General features: G+C 42.6%; 19 protein-coding genes and 1 pseudogene. 11 read left to right on the top strand and 9 right to left on the bottom strand.

What is annotated here, in order from left to right; translation table 11 throughout:
• Nucleotides 1–178: 178 nt before the first annotated feature.
• Both DP114_RS09195 and DP114_RS09190 read left to right on the top strand, forming a co-directional pair.
• Nucleotides 179–418, top strand: coding sequence for a hypothetical protein (locus DP114_RS09195; RefSeq protein WP_171975122.1), 240 nt, complete (start codon nucleotides 179–181; stop codon nucleotides 416–418).
• A gap of 87 nt (nucleotides 419–505) precedes the next feature.
• Entirely contained in the window at nucleotides 506–928 is a 423-nt protein-coding gene (locus DP114_RS09190; RefSeq protein WP_171975946.1) for a hypothetical protein, read from the top strand.
• A gap of 60 nt (nucleotides 929–988) precedes the next feature.
• On the opposite strand, the gene DP114_RS36560 is transcribed toward DP114_RS09190, so the two are convergent.
• A complete protein-coding gene (locus DP114_RS36560) occupies nucleotides 989–1,903 on the bottom strand; it encodes a TetR/AcrR family transcriptional regulator (RefSeq protein ID WP_216669984.1) in 915 nt (304 codons plus the stop codon).
• A gap of 264 nt (nucleotides 1,904–2,167) precedes the next feature.
• Here DP114_RS36560 and DP114_RS09180 point away from each other — a divergent pair, with 264 nt between their 5' ends.
• Nucleotides 2,168–3,151, top strand: coding sequence for a Rieske 2Fe-2S domain-containing protein (locus tag DP114_RS09180; RefSeq protein WP_216670012.1), 984 nt, complete (start codon nucleotides 2,168–2,170; stop codon nucleotides 3,149–3,151).
• Nucleotides 3,152–3,240: 89 nt separating this feature from the next.
• Here the strand turns inward: DP114_RS09180 and DP114_RS09175 are convergent, their stop codons facing one another.
• From DP114_RS09175 to DP114_RS09165, 3 genes are read right to left on the bottom strand one after another with little or no spacing between them, the layout of a single operon-like run.
• Nucleotides 3,241–4,155, bottom strand: coding sequence for an alpha/beta fold hydrolase (locus DP114_RS09175; protein ID WP_171975944.1), 915 nt, complete (start codon nucleotides 4,153–4,155; stop codon nucleotides 3,241–3,243).
• A gap of 20 nt (nucleotides 4,156–4,175) precedes the next feature.
• The gene (locus DP114_RS09170) at nucleotides 4,176–5,000 is read right to left on the bottom strand and encodes an SDR family oxidoreductase (RefSeq protein ID WP_169267052.1); all 825 of its coding nucleotides are present in this window, start codon (nucleotides 4,998–5,000) and stop codon (nucleotides 4,176–4,178) included.
• Nucleotides 5,001–5,009: 9 nt separating this feature from the next.
• Entirely contained in the window at nucleotides 5,010–5,816 is an 807-nt protein-coding gene (locus DP114_RS09165; protein ID WP_169267053.1) for a pentapeptide repeat-containing protein, read from the bottom strand.
• A gap of 580 nt (nucleotides 5,817–6,396) precedes the next feature.
• Between DP114_RS09165 and DP114_RS09160 the strand changes: the two genes are divergently transcribed.
• A complete protein-coding gene (locus DP114_RS09160; RefSeq protein WP_171975942.1) occupies nucleotides 6,397–6,804 on the top strand; it encodes a hypothetical protein in 408 nt (135 codons plus the stop codon).
• Here the strand turns inward: DP114_RS09160 and DP114_RS09155 are convergent.
• On the bottom strand, nucleotides 6,747–7,232 hold the full coding sequence (locus tag DP114_RS09155; RefSeq protein WP_169266406.1) for a hypothetical protein: 486 nt from the start codon (nucleotides 7,230–7,232) through the stop codon (nucleotides 6,747–6,749). The two genes, DP114_RS09160 and DP114_RS09155, sit on opposite strands and share 58 nt — an antisense overlap.
• Nucleotides 7,233–8,229: 997 nt before the next feature.
• Between DP114_RS09155 and aroF the strand changes: the two genes are divergently transcribed.
• Entirely contained in the window at nucleotides 8,230–9,102 is an 873-nt protein-coding gene (gene aroF, locus DP114_RS09150) for a 3-deoxy-7-phosphoheptulonate synthase (protein WP_169266384.1), read from the top strand.
• Between the two features lie 571 nt (nucleotides 9,103–9,673).
• On the opposite strand, the gene DP114_RS09145 is transcribed toward aroF, so the two are convergent.
• Both DP114_RS09145 and DP114_RS09140 read right to left on the bottom strand, forming a co-directional pair.
• Entirely contained in the window at nucleotides 9,674–9,892 is a 219-nt protein-coding gene (locus DP114_RS09145) for a hypothetical protein (protein ID WP_171975121.1), read from the bottom strand.
• Nucleotides 9,893–9,923: 31 nt separating this feature from the next.
• Nucleotides 9,924–10,142 carry a hypothetical protein gene (locus tag DP114_RS09140; RefSeq protein ID WP_169266385.1) on the bottom strand — a complete coding sequence of 73 codons (219 nt, stop codon included), beginning with the start codon at nucleotides 10,140–10,142 and terminating at the stop codon, nucleotides 9,924–9,926.
• On the opposite strand from DP114_RS09140, the gene DP114_RS09135 reads away from it, so the two are divergent.
• The 4 genes and pseudogenes from DP114_RS09135 to DP114_RS09120 all read left to right on the top strand — a co-directional run bounded on the left by DP114_RS09135 (nucleotide 10,114) and on the right by DP114_RS09120 (nucleotide 11,640).
• A complete protein-coding gene (locus DP114_RS09135) occupies nucleotides 10,114–10,905 on the top strand; it encodes an ABC transporter substrate-binding protein (RefSeq protein ID WP_169266386.1) in 792 nt (263 codons plus the stop codon). The two genes, DP114_RS09140 and DP114_RS09135, sit on opposite strands and share 29 nt — an antisense overlap.
• A 104-nt stretch (nucleotides 10,906–11,009) precedes the next feature.
• The gene (locus DP114_RS09130) at nucleotides 11,010–11,204 is read left to right on the top strand and encodes a hypothetical protein (protein WP_216669983.1); all 195 of its coding nucleotides are present in this window, start codon (nucleotides 11,010–11,012) and stop codon (nucleotides 11,202–11,204) included.
• 74 nt (nucleotides 11,205–11,278) lie between these two features.
• Nucleotides 11,279–11,392 (top strand): annotated as a pseudogene (locus tag DP114_RS36555) (IS982 family transposase); the annotation flags it as partial.
• Between the two features lie 104 nt (nucleotides 11,393–11,496).
• Nucleotides 11,497–11,640 carry a hypothetical protein gene (locus tag DP114_RS09120; RefSeq protein ID WP_169266388.1) on the top strand — a complete coding sequence of 48 codons (144 nt, stop codon included), beginning with the start codon at nucleotides 11,497–11,499 and terminating at the stop codon, nucleotides 11,638–11,640.
• A 133-nt stretch (nucleotides 11,641–11,773) separates the two neighbouring features.
• Here the strand turns inward: DP114_RS09120 and DP114_RS09115 are convergent, their stop codons facing one another.
• On the bottom strand, nucleotides 11,774–12,712 hold the full coding sequence (locus DP114_RS09115; protein ID WP_171975941.1) for an MASE3 domain-containing protein: 939 nt from the start codon (nucleotides 12,710–12,712) through the stop codon (nucleotides 11,774–11,776).
• A gap of 336 nt (nucleotides 12,713–13,048) precedes the next feature.
• Between DP114_RS09115 and DP114_RS09110 the strand changes: the two genes are divergently transcribed.
• Nucleotides 13,049–15,337 (top strand): methyl-accepting chemotaxis protein, encoded by a 2,289-nt coding sequence (locus DP114_RS09110; protein WP_171975940.1) that lies wholly within the window; start codon nucleotides 13,049–13,051, stop codon nucleotides 15,335–15,337.
• Between the two features lie 244 nt (nucleotides 15,338–15,581).
• Complete coding sequence (locus DP114_RS34820) at nucleotides 15,582–16,571, top strand: hypothetical protein (protein WP_246163092.1); 990 nt, start codon at nucleotides 15,582–15,584, stop codon at nucleotides 16,569–16,571.
• A gap of 433 nt (nucleotides 16,572–17,004) precedes the next feature.
• On the opposite strand, the gene ahcY is transcribed toward DP114_RS34820, so the two are convergent.
• The gene (ahcY, locus tag DP114_RS09095; protein WP_169266391.1) at nucleotides 17,005–18,282 is read right to left on the bottom strand and encodes an adenosylhomocysteinase; all 1,278 of its coding nucleotides are present in this window, start codon (nucleotides 18,280–18,282) and stop codon (nucleotides 17,005–17,007) included.
• Nucleotides 18,283–18,409: the final 127 nt, after the last annotated feature.

Genomic DNA, 18,409 nt, shown 5'->3' with positions numbered 1-18,409 from the left:
CGAAAAATTAATGTACGTCTAGCAGGTGCTTGTGTCAAAAGACAAGCTGTCAAACTTTATTCTCAATTGGCTCAATGGTTAACAATGAAGCTAGAGAACTTAAGGCTGGTGTGCGTCAACCCATCAACTCTCATCAAAAACCATGCGTCATGAACAATCCTGATAAAGTAGTTCAATAATGGGAAAATCAACAGTTCCAAGCAAAAACCGACTGCTGATTTGGCAGCCGCTGTTGGTACGCGACTTCCTACTCCTGTTCCTCGGTGAAAGTATTTCGCTCCTAGGCGATCAATTTTACTTAGTGGCATTGCCCTGGTTGACTATCCAACTAACGCACTCTCCCGTGATTTTGGGCGTAGGGCAAGTGCATAAGTTGATTTTAATTACAGCTATCAACAATACAGCAGGTTATCAATAGGGCGATTGCCCAAAGGGCAGACGCAATCATGCGTATCACGCATCTATATAAATAAATCACTAACACTACCAAAATGAGGACACAACTATGACCGAACAAATCAATGAGCCGAATAACTTTGAACTCCACGCCAAAGACACACAGATCAGCTACTCGACAACTAGTTTCATCGGTGAGGCGCAGTTCACTTATAACACTCACAACCTCAGCCGCCAATTCAGAGGGGAGGAAATCAGCACCCTAGATACCGCGATTGGTAAGCTAGTTACAGTACTCGTCGAACCTGACGGTGATACAGGGAAGGAAGTCCGGCTGACTCTGCTAGTACCAACTATTAATCTGCCATCTAGTCAACAGAACCCCATTCAGACCGAGGCGATTTTGACCACCAAGCGCACTCCCAAACGCGGCGGTTCTCCTATCCTTGAAGGTCAGCTACAAACTTATCACACTGTGAGCCTCACAGGAACAGCCAGCCGAGTTGACTTCCTAAGTACAACTCAAAGTTAAACGGATTATAAATCATGCACCTATAACTTGGTGGGTTGAAGCAACTGGGTTAATAGATTGCTATGAACTGGTACCAGTCTGCTTCACCCAATGAATCACCGTATTATGTGAGACTCCAGTTCTTCTTTCAATTTCCCGAAAACCAACACCATTGCAATACAGTTCCAAACATTGCTGCTTGACTTCATCTCCATATCCTTGCAATGAATAAACTTCAGGGAATTGCTTACCGCAGTCTTTGCAGAGGTAACGCTGCTTGCCATGACGATGCCCGTTTTTAGAAATACGCTCAGAATCACAGTGGGGACATTTCATTACTATCATTACTTTTTTGTGCAAAAGTTCATCCCCGACATGAGGGCGTAAGTATGCTATCAGTAACGCTTCGATTTGCTCAAAAATCTGCTGGCGGTGGGTTTCATTGCTGCGGAGTGCATGGAGTAGCAAAGTATTAAAGGCATGGGTACAGACTTCACCTAGTAAATGGCACTGTTCAGTACTCAAGGCAGGATTACGCGCTTGCAGTAGTTTTGCTGTAAAGTTAATCGCTTCCTCGGTAAAGCTATCATCAATGCTTTGGAAGATAGCTTGGGAAGTGAAGTATTGAACAAAAACCATCCGAGACGTGGGTTGCTCAAAAAGTTGCTGGAATGTTGCTCTTAAAGTGCGGATAAATCTCTCAAACGGAAGTTGAATGATTTCTGGCTGATCCAGCTTTGCCCATACCGCGTGTACTCGCTCTACATGACGCAATTCCAAAGCATGGAAAATCGCCAATTTGTCTGGAAAAAACTGGTAAAGCGAACCTATGGCTGTGTTAGCACTCTGGGCGATCGCATGAGTTGTCGCCGCCTCATAACCCACTTCATCAAAAACCTCGGCTGCCGCGTCTAAAATGCGATCAACACGTTCCTGACTGCGCTTTTGCTTAGGTTGACGGCGCATAGATGCGTTTTTCTTTTTTGGCGAATTCATAGTTATCTTCTCTACACCGTTACATTCTTTCCAATATTCCTCTTGACAAATATGAACTTTTACTCATAAATTAAAATAAAAGCGAATAATTGGTCACATTTTATTTGACGATTCTACCTGAGCCTAATTGAGTTGCCTGATAGAGGCATTTCAACATACGTCAGATATACGTTGTACATCCACCGCAAGTCAAATCTGCTTGCGTCATATTTGGATTGCCAATTCGTGAACTTTATTAAATAAGGAGAGTTTAACATCATGTCTATGCTTGCTGGTGCGCCCTGGCTATTGGCACATAAGTCTATGTTGGAAGTCAACAAGCCAAAAAAAGTATCTCTTTACGGCAGTGATTATGTCCTTTGGCAAGATAAAACAGGCAAAGTGAATGCCCTGCCCAATGCTTGTCCACACATGGGTGCTATGTTATCTGAAGGCTGGTGCCAAGAACGTGAAGATAAATCAAGTGCAGTCGTCTGTCCTTTTCATGCACTTGAGTTTAATAGTGAAGGTTGCACAATTTTGCCCGGTTCCAACAAGAAAACTCTGCCACAACTCAAACCCCTAGAACTGATTATTCAGGGAGATTTTATTTGGTCATACGGTGGCTTTGAACCCAAAATACCGATTCCCAATATCTTGAATGAAATTGCCTCCAAATATGAGTTTATCGGTCATACATCTGATACGAGTGTGAAGACTGATTTACTGAGTATGCTGCTAAATATGCACGATTACAATCACCAAAACGGAACTCATCGACCTTTATTTAGGATTGAGGAAGTGCATTTTGAATCGTTTATTGATAACGGGCATCACTCCCATGCATTTTATGAAATGCCAACAGCACCAGCTAGCTTGGGTGAAAAACTGAAAAATCCAAGTGTGTTGTTGCTACCAAAAGTTCTTAAGCCTCATTTGGAAAATCACTTTCCATCCTTAGTCATAGCTCATGCGGAAAACGGACTTGGTAAAGTTGCTCAAATCCACTTGTTTGTCCCAGAGTCCAAAACTCGGACACGAACTTACGTACTGATGTATGGGTTAGCTAACAATATCACAATTAAGGTTTTTGGGCAGACGTTTCTCAACTTTGCTAAAGTCGTGGTTGAGCAAGATACAGATATTTTGGGGAAAATTTATCCGAATACACCCCAAAAAATTAAGCTAAATAATGAAGTAGGTATGGATTGGGTGAGGCGCAATTTTGAGAGTTGGCCAGAAATTGCGACACCAAACCTCTCGAAATAGTCCTCCATTTCTATCAATAATGACTCACGATTCCTGCACATTTTTACCTCAAACACCCACCCGCATGAAGGAAAGCAGGGTGGGGAGATTTATGAAATATCGTTGATAAACGGCGCTAACGCCTCAACAAATTCAGCAGTTGACTCATATGGTAAAACATTCCTACCAGGAATTTTGATTCCACGACCATTTGGCAAACAAGCAAGGTAATCAGCTAAACGTTCATCTGGTTTTTCTTGTTTACCTTCTTTGCTAATATTTGATGCTGTTTCCCCAACAACGACCAGCGTTGGTTGCTTAATAGAAGCGATCGCTTGACTATAATTTTTGCGCCAAAAACCAGCTAAAAAAGAGAAAACTGCATGACGACTATCACTCTTTGCTGCACCTTGTTGCAAGGTGTTTATCCATTCAGCATCAACTGCATCTGCTGAGTCAAACAGTTGACGTGTTGAGAAATCACGCAAAAACTTTTCTCTTCGGGCATAGCGATAAAAAGCATTACCCAAAGGCGAATCTAATAGATTCCAGATAAGTTTATCTTGCCATTGAGGTGTTTTCTTTGTAATGATTGCCCAACCGGGAGGACCAGCTAATACAAGTCCGGCTATTAAGTTGGATGGTTCTTTTTGAACTAATTCAATTGCAACTGGAAATAAAGCACCCTGTACGACCAAAATGACAGGTTTTTGCACCACCGTGTTTAAAAAGTGTTGCAACTGTTCTGCCCAGTCACTTGGAGTGTAAGCCACATGGGGCATATCGCTTTCACCGCATCCCAATAAATCGGGGTTGTAAATGGGATTGCGACGACCTTGTTTATACCATTCGCTGGAAAAACGCTGCCAAAACTGCCGGGATAAGCCAACGCCAATCGGGTGTATTAATAATAGGGGAATACCCTCGCGAGTTGATTGAGTTGGGTTATCAACCTCATAGGCGCAGCGATAATTTTTCCAATTGTAGAAGTGGGTAGGAGATACTGTTTTCTGTTGAGAAATCATGGGACTGCACCTAAGAAGAGCTAAAAAATTATCTGGGGATGAATTAATTCATATCCCGCATCTTTTATCTTTTTATTAGACACCTTGGCGTTATATGGGCGCTTACTCTCTTGGGAGGAATCCCATGTGACTTTGGGTAGATTGTGTGTTTCAAACACACCTTGAAGTAATTCCCCAGTTGTGAGATGGGCATCATCAACTAAGTTATAAATGCCTTGCAGTTGAGCGTTACGAGCGAACTCTATAGCAGCAATAATGTCATCAAGGTGAATCCAATTTGTTGTATCCTTGCCATTGCCAGGTCGGGTTGTGTCAGCATATCGACCAAAGATTTTTACCAGTTCTCGACCTGGACCGTAAATTCCTCCCAATCGCAAAATACAAACACGGAGGTTTGCACTGGATGCTGATAGTAAAACTTGCTCGGTATCGCAAATAATTTGTCCATTTTGGTTAGCAGGTGCTGGTGGTGATTCTTCATCCACCCATGCTCCCTGTCTGTCACCATAAACAGCATAGCTGCCTGTGTATATGAGTTGCTGTATACTAGGAATCTGTTTAAGAACAGAGACTAAAGTCTGAGCAGTTTGTAGATAGGTTTCTTCGTAAACATCGGCACTCTTTGCACCAACACTCAAAAGCACAACATCTTGATTTTTCAAGACTGATTTTAGACCTTCTGGGTCATTTCCTTTGACGACTTCGACTCGTTGGGCTACTGCTTGCAGCGCCGGGACACGTTCAGGAGTGGTTGTAGTAGCAGTGACTACAAAAGTCATTGTTTGTTGCCAATATCGAGCAATTGTACAACCGACATATCCGCAACCAATAATCGCAACGTTCATTGTCTTAACTTATTCGTAAATTTTGCCATCAGGCATGATTGCCCCAGCTAAGTTAGCTCCAACCAGTTTAACAAGAAGTCTGTCACCAGATTTCATCCGCGCTCCCATGAAGTTCGCTCCCCGCAAATCTGCTCCGCTCAAATCTGCTCCAACTAAATTAGCACCCCGGAAATTGGCTTCTCGGAGATCAGCTAAAAGTAGGTTAGCTCTAAATAAATTTGCCTCAGACAAATTTGCACCTCTAAGATTCACTTTATGCATGAAAGTATCACTGAGATTGGCACCACTCAAGTTCGCATAACTCATGTTTCTGCCAGATAAGTCTTTATTTTGTAAGTTTGCCCGACTATAGTCTTTTCCGCTTAAGTCTGGGTTTGGGTGTGGTGGTTGATAGGTTTTCTCGGTTGGATTTTTCTGTGCAGATGGTGCTGAATGTTGATAGGTTTTCTCGGTTGGATTTTTCTGTACAGACGCTGCTGAATGTTGATAGGTTTTTTCAGTTGGATTTTTCTGTGCAGACGCTGCTGAATGTTGATAGGTTTTCTCGGTTGGATTTTTCTGTGCAGACGCTGCTGAATAGTGTGAGGCAGAATATTGTAACGTTTGATACTTCATATTCGATAAGCGCAATTGCTCACGAGCCTCATTAATTTCTTGTAGCTTTTTTTGCGCTTTCTCTTGTAAACGGGTATTGTCTTTTGGCAGGCGATCAGGATGCCATACAAAAGCCAAATCTTTATAAGCTTGGGTCACTTCCTCAAATGTTGCCCCAGGCTCTAATTCCAAAACTCTATAATACTGCTCGAACTCGCTCATAAGACGTTTCGGTGGAAATTATCTTAATTATGAGTGATGCAACCGTTTAGCGGCTGAATCATTTGTCAAACTTTTTTGCTGTTTGGTGATTTTGGCTAAAGCCGATATGTTTTAGTATATTTGCTTAGCTGGAGACAACATTTGAGTAGTTGTGACTTTCTATTTTATTACAGTATACCTGCATACTAACAAAGACAGTCTTTCGAGGGAATAAGGGAATATAGTAAGCATTCTACAAACAAGTATCAAACCCGATGCTTTGCGTAATTTAAATTTGAATTGCTTCTTGATTTGATGATAAAGAATATATTACTTAATATTTTTTTACTTTTTTTGTTATGTCGTAACTTTTAGACCTCTTGCTATAATTTTTCCCATTCTTATATAGCTTCTATAACAGTTTCGTGAGAAGCCGGGGGGAAATCGAGGCGCTAAGGTAAGGCGACAATTTCTTCCCGCTCTAGAAGAAACGGGGCGTTCCCGTTGCCGGCTTTCCGTGAGCAAGTCTTGAGCGGCGCGAAACCCTCCGCAGTCGCCACAACGGGGCGGCCGCTTTTCGGGGGAAGCTTCCCCCGAAAACGTGCCTTGGGAACCCCAACGCTCTTATCCTCTGTCGGGAAACCCTCATCAAGGACTGGCTCCCTCCGGGAACGCCCGTCGCCTACGGCGGGAAACCCTCTCCGTTTGCGTAGCGCCCCCTATGCCTGCGGCACGGCTACGCCTATCGGGGCTAGTTGCCACAACGCGCTTAACCCGACGCCAGATACCAAGTGAGGGAAACCCTCATCAAGTACTGGCTCCCTCCGGGTTCACCAGTCGCCTACGGCGGGAAACCCGCCTGCAGCGCTGGATTCACCGCAAGGCACAACTCTTGGCAGCGCTGGATTCACCGCAAGGCGCTGCTCTGGGCACAGTAGATATATCTCATCATCACCGACCAAGGAAACGCTGTTGTATAGCTCGCCAATACGCCCCAACTGGAATTTGATAAACTTCAATCAAAAGCCAAATAATAATTGCTAAATGTAACAAAAAAGTTAATGCTGTCCAGACATATGGTAACCAAGATAGGGGAGTTTCTGGTGATGGTGGAAAATTATAAGCGACTATCCCAATTAAAACAGTTGGGAAGAGTACAAAAGCAACTGCTGCTATTATGTAGCCCCATCCAAGTTCTACACCTTCTATTTGGGCTTCTGTCCAATGAAAACCATTCCAATACCAAATCAGAGGTGGTTGTCTGGATGGCATTTTAATTTGTTGCTGTTCTACGTTGGCAGTAAAAATTTGTTGGCAGAAGTCACAAGACATAGCCTCCATTAATGGCATATGAGTAATCTTACCCACACGACAGACTGGGCAGGGATAAACTCCTTGATCATGAAAAGATGTAGTTAAGATTTTAGAACTTGGCATCATAAGCAATTCACGCATTCATGCATTCAAAGTTTAATCCGGAAAAAAACAACCTGCTAGCAATTGGTCTAGTTCCTAGTTGTATACAGAGAAGATTTTTGACAGCTTAAGAATGGGGTTTTTTTAAGTATTAATTGAGTTAATAATGAGGTAAAAATAATCCAATTTTTCGTTCAGGATTCATACATTTATTATTTCTTTATAAGCAATGAAAGAAATATATTTTGAAACTTGTGTAAATAAGATGACAAGTAGTCAACAGATAAAAACGTAAAATAGAGTCTTTGTGATTACTCAGTCCCCTTGGGACACGCTGCTTTGTATCTCCTACGGAGACGCTGCGCGTAAGTCCCAAAGGGACACGCTTACGCGAACCCATGATTGCGTGCGCTTTGCGCTTACGCGACACTACCCTACGCGAAGCCTTCTACAGAATCTACAGCAAGCTGCGCTCATCCCAAGGAGACACGAAGAAAGCAACGCGTCTATATTGCATTCCGTATGCCCTCCTTTGCCCGCTGCGCGCTCCGTAATGACATTTTACCTTTACTAGCAATATGCATTAATTCGGATCAATTGTACTAAGTTTAACGCTTTTTCACGCGTTCTGGCTTTCTTGACGGAACTCGTTGTCTATGCTAGCGTCATAAAGTATGAGTGAAAATTAAGTTATCCAACAAAGCGCCTAACAAATGTATCGCAGTCATTCTTATTTTTATTTTTGGTTTAAGGTGGTTCACCGGGGGTGAATTCAGTTTCCTAATGGAAACCGCCCGGTGAACCGCAGAGCGCACTCTGCGGTTTTTGTTTTTTTAAGGAGTTCAATTTTATCGTGATGGTCTATCTCAATACCTGGTTTTATGGCTTTTATTTTTGGTCCCGAATAAGTTCCGGGTAGATAGCATCATGTCGATGAATCTTTAAAGCCCGGAACAGCAAAGGTTCTGGGCTTTTTTGTTAACCTCTCATTTCTTGTTTTTTTTAGGAGAATCCAACCATGAATAGTGCTAAACTAGCTGCCAAGTCTCATCCTGACCATCAAACAGTCGTCAACCTTTCAGACAAAGTCGGCTTTGGTGGTACAGAACTGGTGATTATCGGTGGACCTTGCACTGTTGAAAGCGCCGAACAAATGGAAACCGTAGCTCAAAAGCTATCCGCCGCACCTGTGCAAGCTTTACGTGGTGGTGTTTACAAGCCCCGCACCTCTCCCTACGCTTTTCAGGGAATGGCAGAAGATGGACTGGAAATTTTGGCTCAAGTGCAATCGCACTACAATATTCCAGTCGTCACTGAGGTGATGGCAATTTCTCAAATAGAAGCAATAGCCGCTCATGTTGATATGCTTCAAGTGGGTAGCCGCAACATGCAAAACTTTGATTTACTCAAAGCATTGGGACAAGCAGGTAAGCCGATACTCCTCAAACGCGGCTTAGCAGCGACAATTGAAGAATTCGTTATGGCAGCTGAATACATCTTAAGCCACGGAAATCCTGATGTGGTACTGTGCGAACGAGGTATCCGCAGCTTCGACAATTACACCCGCAACGTACTAGATTTAGGAGCAGTGGCAGTTCTCAAGCAGATAACTCACTTACCTGTGATTGTAGATCCATCTCATGCAGTTGGTAAACGTGAACTCGTGGCACCTCTTGCTAAGGCGGCTATTGCTTGTGGGGCAGATGGGTTAATTATTGAGTGTCATCCAGAGCCAGAAAAATCTGTTTCTGATGCACGTCAAGCCCTGTCTTTAGAAGATATGGTGAATTTGGTTCATAGCTTAAAGCCCGTAGCAGCATCTGTTGGGCGGAGAATATCGGAAGACGTAGGGGCGGGTTTCAAACCTGCCCCTCTTTGTTGTGCTGCTTGAAATGTGAGTCAAGGCTCTTGCAACCTTGTAAACATATATAGCAATCCTATTTGAGTTGTAAAAATTGAAGATATGGATCCCCGACTTAGTGGGAGTTGTCGGGGATCTTGTTTTTCATAGAAACCTCGCGGGATGTGGGAAACCCAGCATCTTTAGATCTGAGAGGGAAACGACACGAGGGGTTTTAACCCCCGTGGTTTTGCAGGAACAAAATGGACGTTCCATGAGACTATAAAAATATGTGAGTAAGAATTAAATGTCTACGTGTTGAAATGTCCTAGTCCGGAGAAATACCGTCCCCTAGAAACAATGGCTAGAAATAGCGTCAGTATGACAGTAAAGGGAAAGCAATGCAGGATATTGAGCGTACCGGGAATAGGCTTAGTGACAGATTCCGAAGCATGTAAATTAAAAGTAACCATGATTGCAACACCCTAAAAAGGTAGTTGTATTGATTGTCTAGGCGTCGTTTGACGGGCGCAGCAGGAGTTGATTATGATTCTGTTAGCAGAATCTCAGACCCTTTAGGGCTGAGAGTGTCAAAAACTCACCCTACGGTATCAAGGAGACGTTAACCACCACAACCCCCTCCATCACCGCCTCCATCACCGCCTCCATCACCACCTCCATCACCACCTCCATCTGAACCACCACCACCTGTATAACCCCCTCCTCCTCCTGAGGAGAATATACGTACAAAAAATATCAGGGCAAAGATTGACCAAATTAGAACCTGGAATCCCAGGAAAAGCAAAACTATACCTGAGAGTAGGACAGTTACATTGATCAATGTTTTGATAAAAGAGTTAAAATTATTATGCTCACGACTTAGAAGCCATAGGAGCATGTCCTAAGCAGTTAATTGCATCTGAACCAGAACCACAACTGCCTGAACCAGTAGTATCTCCTCCAATAGAACCGCCTGAGCCAGTTACTAATCCACTCTCAAGGTTTATACGTTCATTTTGTCGATTTGTACAGCCTCGCCCTCTAATAAAATTCTTGCTGCTGATGTTAACAGGCTTAGGAATAGTTCTCATAATTTGGATTATATCTATTCTTTCTTCATCCCCAGAAGTTGCACTTTGTCCTACAGGACTTCCTGACAATATAAGTTATGGAGACAAAATTTTAAATGAGAACGATAGAAACTTAGATCCAGCACAAAGCGGAACTAAGAAATTGCAAGAGGCGTGCACAAAATTTGGAAATGGGCAAGATAAAAATGCTGTAGCTGCTGGTATTCCTTTATTGAATCAGGCTGTTAATAACTTGACTACTGCTCACGAACAGAATACAAATAATGCCGAAATACTGACTTATAAAAATAATGCTGAGGTATACCGAGATTATGCCATTGAGATTTCTCAGTCAACTCAAAAGCCAAATAGACCTAAGATTTTAGCAGTTGCTATTCCTGTTAATCCAAGAAATTCTTCTTTAAAAGAAGAAATAAAGGAATCAGCAGATGGAATCAACTTAGGTGTTGCTATAGCTCAGAAAGAATTCAATCAAAAAAATAACCATAAATTCATAGTTTTTATAGCAGATGATAAAAATGATACGAATACTGCTGAACCAATTATTAACAGTTTGAAAAAGGTGCAACCCGAAATTGTAGGTGTTGTTGGTCACGCTTTTAGCAGTTTAACAATAAATGCTGTTAATTTTTATAATAAAAATAAATTAGTCTTAATATCTCCGACTAGTACAGCAGTAAATATTCGTCCCGGAAACTTGACTGATGGTGAAATTATATATTCAGAGTTTGCCCCACTAATAAATCAATTGCCAAAAAAATAGCCGAATATATAAAGAAGAATGCTGAGCATGACCAGGAAAAGAAGGTCATTATCGGTTACGTAAATGATCCTTATGTAGTGTCTTTAAAGAAAGAAGTTACAGATTTGCTTCGAGGGCAAAGAGATGTTGTAGAGCTTGATTTAGATAGACGCAATGATATAAATGCACGTCTAAGAGGTGCAGCAGCGGTTGTTCTTATCCCGAATGTTGGAAGACGTGAGTCAAGTTTAAATTTGTTTGATGCAGCTAAAAAGTATGGATTCCCGATTATCGGTAGTGATACTAACCCAAGTTGCTAGTTACTCTTGTGGGCGATCGCATATAGTCACTTAAGCAATAAAATCCCCTCCAGGAAGAACATTTGGAGGGGTATATGCTAAGTGAAATAATTAGCGTCTATGCTATCATCGACGACTTGTTAAAAGCGATTGGGCATGATGAAGATTGTCGTAGAGGCATGAGCGACGCAGAAATTATTACAACTGCTGGAAGGGTTTTGACTGAAGCTAGAAGCATTTCTTTTTGCATTTACTCTTCAAGAAGCATTTCTTCCATAAGTTGCTTTTAATATATTAAAAACAGTATTTCGATTTGAAGAATCTAAACATTAAAGGCTACACAGGGCAAATTAAGTTTGACTCTAATGGAGACCGAATGCAGCCTAATAACAGTGACGATATTGAATTATTTCGTGTCGAGAAAAATGGTAACCAGTGTAGCTTTCAACGGTTGTAAATACGGAAGATTAAGGGGTAAAGAGTATTGTTTCTTCCTCACCCCAACCCTAAAGCCTACCTAAGCGCGATCGCTTTGTACAATTCCCATGACGTAGCACGTTCTGTTGTTCAACCTACACATCCTCTACTGATCAACGAGACTCACTCAAAATAGAATTAAACACCCCCATAGCTTGTTTTAACTCCTTAGCTGTATCTGCCTCTTCTCGATAAGTTCGTATATAGTCCAAAATCAATCCGATAAACGGCACTAAGTAAGCAATAATCTTGAGAAAATGGGCAATGTTGAAATGGTTGTCAAACAGTTCTTTTGAACCAAAAGCCATATGGAGTTGAGTGGCTACTTCGGGAATAACGCTGATAATCAGCGCATGAGAGAACAAACTTGGATATTTGTTGTAAAAGCGAGGGAAAACAACAAAACCTGCAAAGATAAATAGTAACAGTGGAGCAATGTCCCACGGACGAGTCACTATAGAGTTAGGAAATATGGTTTTCGGTAGAGTTGCGCTGCGGGCGCAGATAGATACAACCCAAAAAGCAATGACACCAAAAACTAGACTCGAAAGTACCACCAAACTGATACCCCTTTTCCATCTCACTGGCTGAGCAATCAAAAAAAAGCCTGCTCCACCAAGCAGAATCAGAGCATTGAAAAGTCGGCAGATTGCCCAAGTGAAGGGGATGAGATTCTGGTTATCTGCGACACCCTGAATTAATCTATCAGCTGCCAAAGTGTGAAATGCATCCATGCATCCAGAGCTAAAAAGTGCTATGCCAATGATCGGAGTAACGACATCAGCCTTAAGATAGAAGTGTATCAAAGATAAAATTACTGTGAAGATTGCTGTACAAAACGCACTCCACTCTAAGATAGTGTGCGTAAAACTCCCAGATAAAGTGTGGTGCATAACATCAATCACTTTGTCTTTAGTTATATTTGACACTAAGACGTCAAAAGTCTGTGAGGGCGAACCAAAATCTACTCCCAATAGATTCAGCAAGCTAGGCAGTACACAGATGACGACTACTGCCCAAACCAATTGAACAGGAATCCTATTTCTTCTCATGGAAATTTCTTAAGTGTATCGTCTGATAAGGTATACATTGCTAAACTAAGATTACAGCAGATATTGGGATTCTTTTACAAAATATATTAGTAAATTTTCGTCTAAAGAAGTAGTCGTGTACTAGCATGTTATGTGATACGCAGCTACAATGTAAACGACGAAAGAAACCGGGCAGGCACCGACTTAAGAAGTAGCAAATGACAGTGGTTCATAACAGTACGTCTGTCACTATTTTTTAGTGATTATGATCACACTGTTATCTTGTTCAGTATTGTTACGATACGAACTACTTAAAGAGATATTTTCAGTAAAATTACATATTTAACAGGTAAAACAATGTTGAAGAATCGTCGATACGACGAGCGAAATCTAGCGCCTTCACGGAAGCTTGATTGTACTTGTATTGTTAAAGTTATTAGAAAAAGTATTGTCTTAAAAGTGACAGCTTTAGCTATTACGATTGGCACACTTCCATTACTGGCTGTTAGGACAACGCCTCATAACTTTGGGAATCAATCGATTAGTCAGGAAATAACCGAAGTTCAACAAACCAAAACCTCTGCTATAGCAAATGAGGTACCTCAAGCGATCCTTGAGGATGATCAAAAAATTCAAATAGCGGCTGCTCTACTGATTTTGGTAAATCCTCTGGTACGGCATAATACTTTTGAACAACAGCAAGCAGTCTTAAATCGCTACATAATCGATAGTGCATACCAGTTAACAAACTACGTGGTTTGGAGAACACCAAGAGTTTTGCCAAACTTAAATTCAGAGGTGATCTTTGCTGTAAATAAAGTTACTACATCTGCCAACCAACAAGACTCATTCCTAAGCATGCTACTTTGGATTGGAATGATAGGAGCTTTGGTAGTTGCGATCGCTGTTTTTTTAGTTCAATGGTGCATAAGTCCAATCCTGAATACAACTAATGTGCTCAGAAAACCAGGTTCAGGAGAACCCCAAATTGATGCAGAAGAAGACGAACTCGCTTCTTTAGGTCCTGCAATCAACTTGATGGCAGAGAAACTCAAGATTCTAGTCACCGAACAAGCAGAACACTCTTCTCGCCAAGAAGCTGAAGTCAAGCGAACACAAATCTTTACAGAAATCACCCTGCGGATTCGTCAATTTTTAAAACAGCAAGATATCCTCCAGACAACAGTTGAAGAAATCCGAAACTTACTTGCAACTGAGCGAGTAGTCGTATATCGCTTTAACGATGTAGGAAGTGGAAATATCGTATCAGAATCTATTGCTGCTGGTTGGGCAAAAATGATCGATACACAGATGAATGATCCCTGTTTGAGTGAGCATTACATACAACACTACAAAAATGGTCGCGTGCGTGCTATTGATAACATCTACCAAGCCGGATTTACAGTTTGTCACATAAAAACTTTAGAAAAATTTGCAGTCAAGGCAAGTTTAATCGCACCAGTTTTTCAAGGAAAGCAGCTGATTAGCTTACTGGTTGCTCATGAGTGTAAAAAACCTCGTGCTTGGCAAGAGTGGGAAATCAATTTATTCGCACAGTTAGCAATCCAAGTTGGATTTGCTCTAGATCAAGCGACTCTGCTAGAACAAGTTGAGGCTGTTTCGCAGGATCAACGTCAACAAAAAGAAGCACTTGAGAAAAAATTGATACAAATGATCAATAGTATTGAAGCGGCTTCTAATGGTGATTTAACTGTCAGGGCTGAGGTGAGTGCAGGTGAGATTGGTACAATAGCTGATTTTTTTAACTCTATCATCGAAAACTTACGACAAATCGTCACTGCTGTTAAAAAAGCTGCCGAACAGGTGAATGTTTCCGTTGGAGAAAACTCAAATGCCACCCAGCAACTGGCAAGTGAAGCCCTCGAACAAGCTCAAGAGATTACCCGCACCGTTGCAGAGATTAATCAAATGTCCCTCTCAATTCAAGCAGTGGCAGATAGCGCCCATCAAGCGGCAGAAGTTGCTGAGATCGCTTCTGACATAGCTACAGAGGGTGAAGTAGCAATGGATCGCACTGTCAAAAGTATCTTGAATTTACAACATACAGTCACACAAACAGCTGACAAGGTAAATCGTCTTGGTCAATCTTCCCAACAAATTTCCAAAGTTGTGTCATTGATTAACCAAATCGCCTTGCAAACCAACTTGTTATCGATCAACGCTAGTTTAGAGATATCACGAGCAGGTCATGAAAATCGCGGGTTAAGTGTGGTGGCAGACGAAATTGGTCAATTAGCTGCGCAGTCTGCCCAAGCAACACTAGAAATTCAACAAATCTTAGAGAACATCCAAGTCGAAACTAACGATGTGGTTAAGGCTATGGAGTTTGGAAGAAGCGAAGTCTTGGAGGGAGCAAATCTTGTCAAAGATGCCAAACTTAGCCTTGCGAAAATTTCACAGGTGTCTCGCCAGATTGACCAATTACTGCAATTGATTTCAAATACAACAATATCTCAAGCTCAGACTTCTAGTACTGTGGCTATTTTGATGAGCGATATTGCCAAAGTTTCAGAACGCACTTCGGATTTCTCTTACAATGTATCAGGTTCTCTACAGAAAACTTTAGAGGTAGCGCAGGAATTGCAAAAGTCTGTTGGTGTGTTCAAAATAGGTGAGCAGAATTGATCCACCACTAGGGGCGGGTGTAAGGGTGTAAGGGTGTAGGGGTGTAGGGGTGTAGGGGTGAGGAATTGAGCCGCAACGCGGGTTCGCAACTGTAACTTAATTCCTACCCCCTACACCCATTGCTACTCATTTCTGGGTACGTCTGAGATAAGTTTGTCAACAAATTCTCTTAGCCGTTCTTGCCAATTAACGAATTGGCAAGTCTTCGCTGCTGTATCAATTTTTCCAGACTTGGGAGCAGCGAGTGCAAGATCCCAGCCGTTATGTGGTGATTTATCTGTCGCTTCAAAGTGTTGTGTGTCAACGAGAAGAGGATTTCTATGTCGCTGTGGCGCAGGAGTTGCTGCGTCGTCCTGCTGTGCGAGCCATACCAAGTTTAATGACTGCTTTGAAAGTCAACCCTCTGAACCGCTTGGCATTTTCGACGGCGATCGCACAATTTAAAAATCAAATTCAAAACCAAAATAACAACCAAAATCAAAATAACAATCAAAACTTATTGCCTGTTCTTTGCTTGGATGACTTTAAGACATTATTTCAGAACAAGAGCGAATTCGATGATGGGTTTTATAACAACTTGCGCTCTTTGATGGATAGCAACAGTTTAATGCTGGTGATAGCTTCCTTTGACGAACTCACCCGCTTACCCTTACCTTTCATAGGTGAGATAATTGTCGAGGCTTATCGAGAAAACCCAATTGCTGCTCGTGAAACAATTGATTACCTGATAAATTCTACTAACCAGCAGCAGGTTGCAGTTCAGGCAATGGCTAATATCGCTGTTACTCGCCTCAATAGTTGTCAAACTCTCAGCGATATCGCAAATATGACTGAAGAACTCGCTTGGATTCCCTCACCTCGGCCAAAAGAACTCGGTTTGGTTTTACCCCAACTGTTAGACATCTGTTACGAAGTGGTGGAGTTGCTGAACCGTGATATCAGGCAAAATAAGCGAGACGCCGCTACCATCAAAGCGACTGTACACGATGTAGAGACAGTTATTCCCACAGTTCTGGAACGGGGAGATCAGTATTTTCGGGAATTGTGGACAGGTTTTACGGAGGGCGATCGCAACTTACTCCAGCGTCTCCTTCAAGGAGAAACGCCCACAACACAAGACAAAGCATCTGTGCGAAAACTCGTGCGCAAAGAAATTTTGTGTAAAGAAGGTGTTGAGTTCCAAGTGCCTTTAGTTCAGAAGTATGTGGAACAGCGGCTAGAAGAGGAAACTTGATGACAAAGATAGAGGTGCTGGTAGTAATGAACAAAAGAGTAACGGTAGGCCCAAGCGGGAGACACAAGGCGGAGAATAAGGGGAGCATCCCAAATGTGCAAATTGCCCGCAGACTGGAAGTCTGGGGCTATACAAACAAAGCCTGCCTACGCAGGCTGTAATTACTCCCTTCCCGGTACAAAATTACCGATTCTGAACCTTGGCGTTCTTGGCGGTTTTTAATAGGTAATCTTCTGGCGGGAAGGGAGTAGTCCGCGCAGGCGGACTTCGCTTGTGTAGCTGCGAATTCTATTCGCCAGGTGTTTTTGCTAGGATTGCTTCTGGGCGATCGCTACCTTGCAAAAAAAGCGGGATAAGCAACTTGCCTATCCCACCATTCGTCATACTCAAAGAGCGATCACTCTTTTAGATCCTCTAAAACTCTAAGCTACGCTTAGGTTCCAGAAGTCCAAGAGTTTGTGTACTCAATTTGATCTTCTGTGAGGGTATCAATCTTAATTCCCATCGCCTGCAATTTCAGCCGTGCAATGTCTTGATCCACTTCTGTTGGAATTGAGTGGATACCGGGTTCCAGGTTACCTTTATTTTTCACGAGGTATTCGCAACCCAAAGCTTGGTTGGCGAAGCTCATATCCATCACCGCGCTAGGATGTCCTTCTGCTGCGGCGAGGTTAATCAAGCGTCCTTCACCCAGAACTACAACAGATTTGCCATTTTGCAGGCGATACTCTTGGGTAAAGGGACGTACTGTCTTGACTTCCTTGGCTTTACTTCCCAAGGCGACAAGATCCAATTCAATGTCAAAGTGACCGGAGTTACAGACGATCGCGCCGTCTTTCATCACGTCGAAATGCTCACCACGAATGACGTGCTTGTTACCAGTCACAGTGATAAACAAATCACCTTGGGGTGCAGCTTGTTCCATTGGCAGGACGCGGAAGCCATCCATCACCGCTTCAATTGCTCTGATGGGGTCAATTTCGGTGACAATCACGTTAGCACCGAGTCCTCGCGCCCGTAATGCTGTACCTTTACCGCACCAGCCGTAACCAACAACGACAACGTTTTTACCAGCAAGCAGAACGTTGGTGGCGCGGATAATACCGTCTAGGGTTGATTGTCCGGTACCGTAGCGGTTGTCAAAAAAGTGTTTGGTGTCAGCGTCGTTGACGTTGACTGCGGGGAACGTGAGAACGCCATCTCTAAACATGGCGCGGAGTCGCACAATTCCTGTTGTGGTTTCTTCTGTGGTACCAATAATGTCAGCAAGTTGGTGCTGGCGTTTTTGTACCAGGCTGGCGACGACATCACAACCGTCATCAATAATAATGTTGGGGCGATGGTCTAAAGCAATTTGTACGTGGCGGTTGTATGTTTCGTTATCTTCACCTTTGATGGCAAAGACTGGAATTTCATGATCAGCGACGAGACTTGCAGCTACGTCGTCTTGAGTTGATAGGGGATTGCTCGCAATCAGCACAGCGTCTGCCCCACCAGCTTTGAGTGCAATTGCTAGGTGTGCAGTTTCTGTTGTGACATGGCAGCAAGCCACAAGGCGAATGCCCGCAAAGGGCTTTTCTTGGGCGAAGCGATCGCGAATTTGCCGTAAAACAGGCATCTCACGTCCAGCCCATTCAATGCGCTGTCTTCCCAAGGCAGCTAAGCCGAGGTCTTTAACCTCGTGCTTTAATCGGGGAGAAGTTGCGGTCATCAAATAGTTCCTCAATTACAAAGAAATTGGCGTAAATTCTTACGCACTCTACTAGAGTATTCCAAGACTAGCAATCTGAAACAAGATTTGCTCACAAAAAAGCTAGTTAATGGTTCTCTGCACTAGC

The sequence above is a fragment of the Brasilonema sennae CENA114 genome, assembly GCF_006968745.1.
Lineage (GTDB): Bacteria > Cyanobacteriota > Cyanobacteriia > Cyanobacteriales > Nostocaceae > Brasilonema > Brasilonema sennae.
Note: the sequence above shows the minus strand (reverse complement) of the source record. Positions and strands in the feature narration are given on the sequence as shown.

Coding starts and splice junctions, on each gene's coding strand:
- DP114_RS09195 (WP_171975122.1), top strand. CDS start 179: ATGGGAAAATCAACAGTTCCAAGCAAAAACCGACTGCTGATTTGGCAG.
- DP114_RS09190 (WP_171975946.1), top strand. CDS start 506: ATGACCGAACAAATCAATGAGCCGAATAACTTTGAACTCCACGCCAAA.
- DP114_RS09110 (WP_171975940.1), top strand. CDS start 13,049: ATGTTGAAGAATCGTCGATACGACGAGCGAAATCTAGCGCCTTCACGG.
- ahcY (WP_169266391.1), bottom strand. CDS start 18,282: ATGACCGCAACTTCTCCCCGATTAAAGCACGAGGTTAAAGACCTCGGC.
- DP114_RS09155 (WP_169266406.1), bottom strand. CDS start 7,232: ATGCCAAGTTCTAAAATCTTAACTACATCTTTTCATGATCAAGGAGTT.
- aroF (WP_169266384.1), top strand. CDS start 8,230: ATGAATAGTGCTAAACTAGCTGCCAAGTCTCATCCTGACCATCAAACA.
- DP114_RS09175 (WP_171975944.1), bottom strand. CDS start 4,155: ATGATTTCTCAACAGAAAACAGTATCTCCTACCCACTTCTACAATTGG.
- DP114_RS09170 (WP_169267052.1), bottom strand. CDS start 5,000: ATGAACGTTGCGATTATTGGTTGCGGATATGTCGGTTGTACAATTGCT.
- DP114_RS36560 (WP_216669984.1), bottom strand. CDS start 1,903: ATGAATTCGCCAAAAAAGAAAAACGCATCTATGCGCCGTCAACCTAAG.
- DP114_RS09115 (WP_171975941.1), bottom strand. CDS start 12,712: ATGAGAAGAAATAGGATTCCTGTTCAATTGGTTTGGGCAGTAGTCGTC.
- DP114_RS09135 (WP_169266386.1), top strand. CDS start 10,114: ATGTTAACAGGCTTAGGAATAGTTCTCATAATTTGGATTATATCTATT.
- DP114_RS09140 (WP_169266385.1), bottom strand. CDS start 10,142: ATGAGAACTATTCCTAAGCCTGTTAACATCAGCAGCAAGAATTTTATT.
- DP114_RS09180 (WP_216670012.1), top strand. CDS start 2,168: ATGCTTGCTGGTGCGCCCTGGCTATTGGCACATAAGTCTATGTTGGAA.
- DP114_RS09165 (WP_169267053.1), bottom strand. CDS start 5,816: ATGAGCGAGTTCGAGCAGTATTATAGAGTTTTGGAATTAGAGCCTGGG.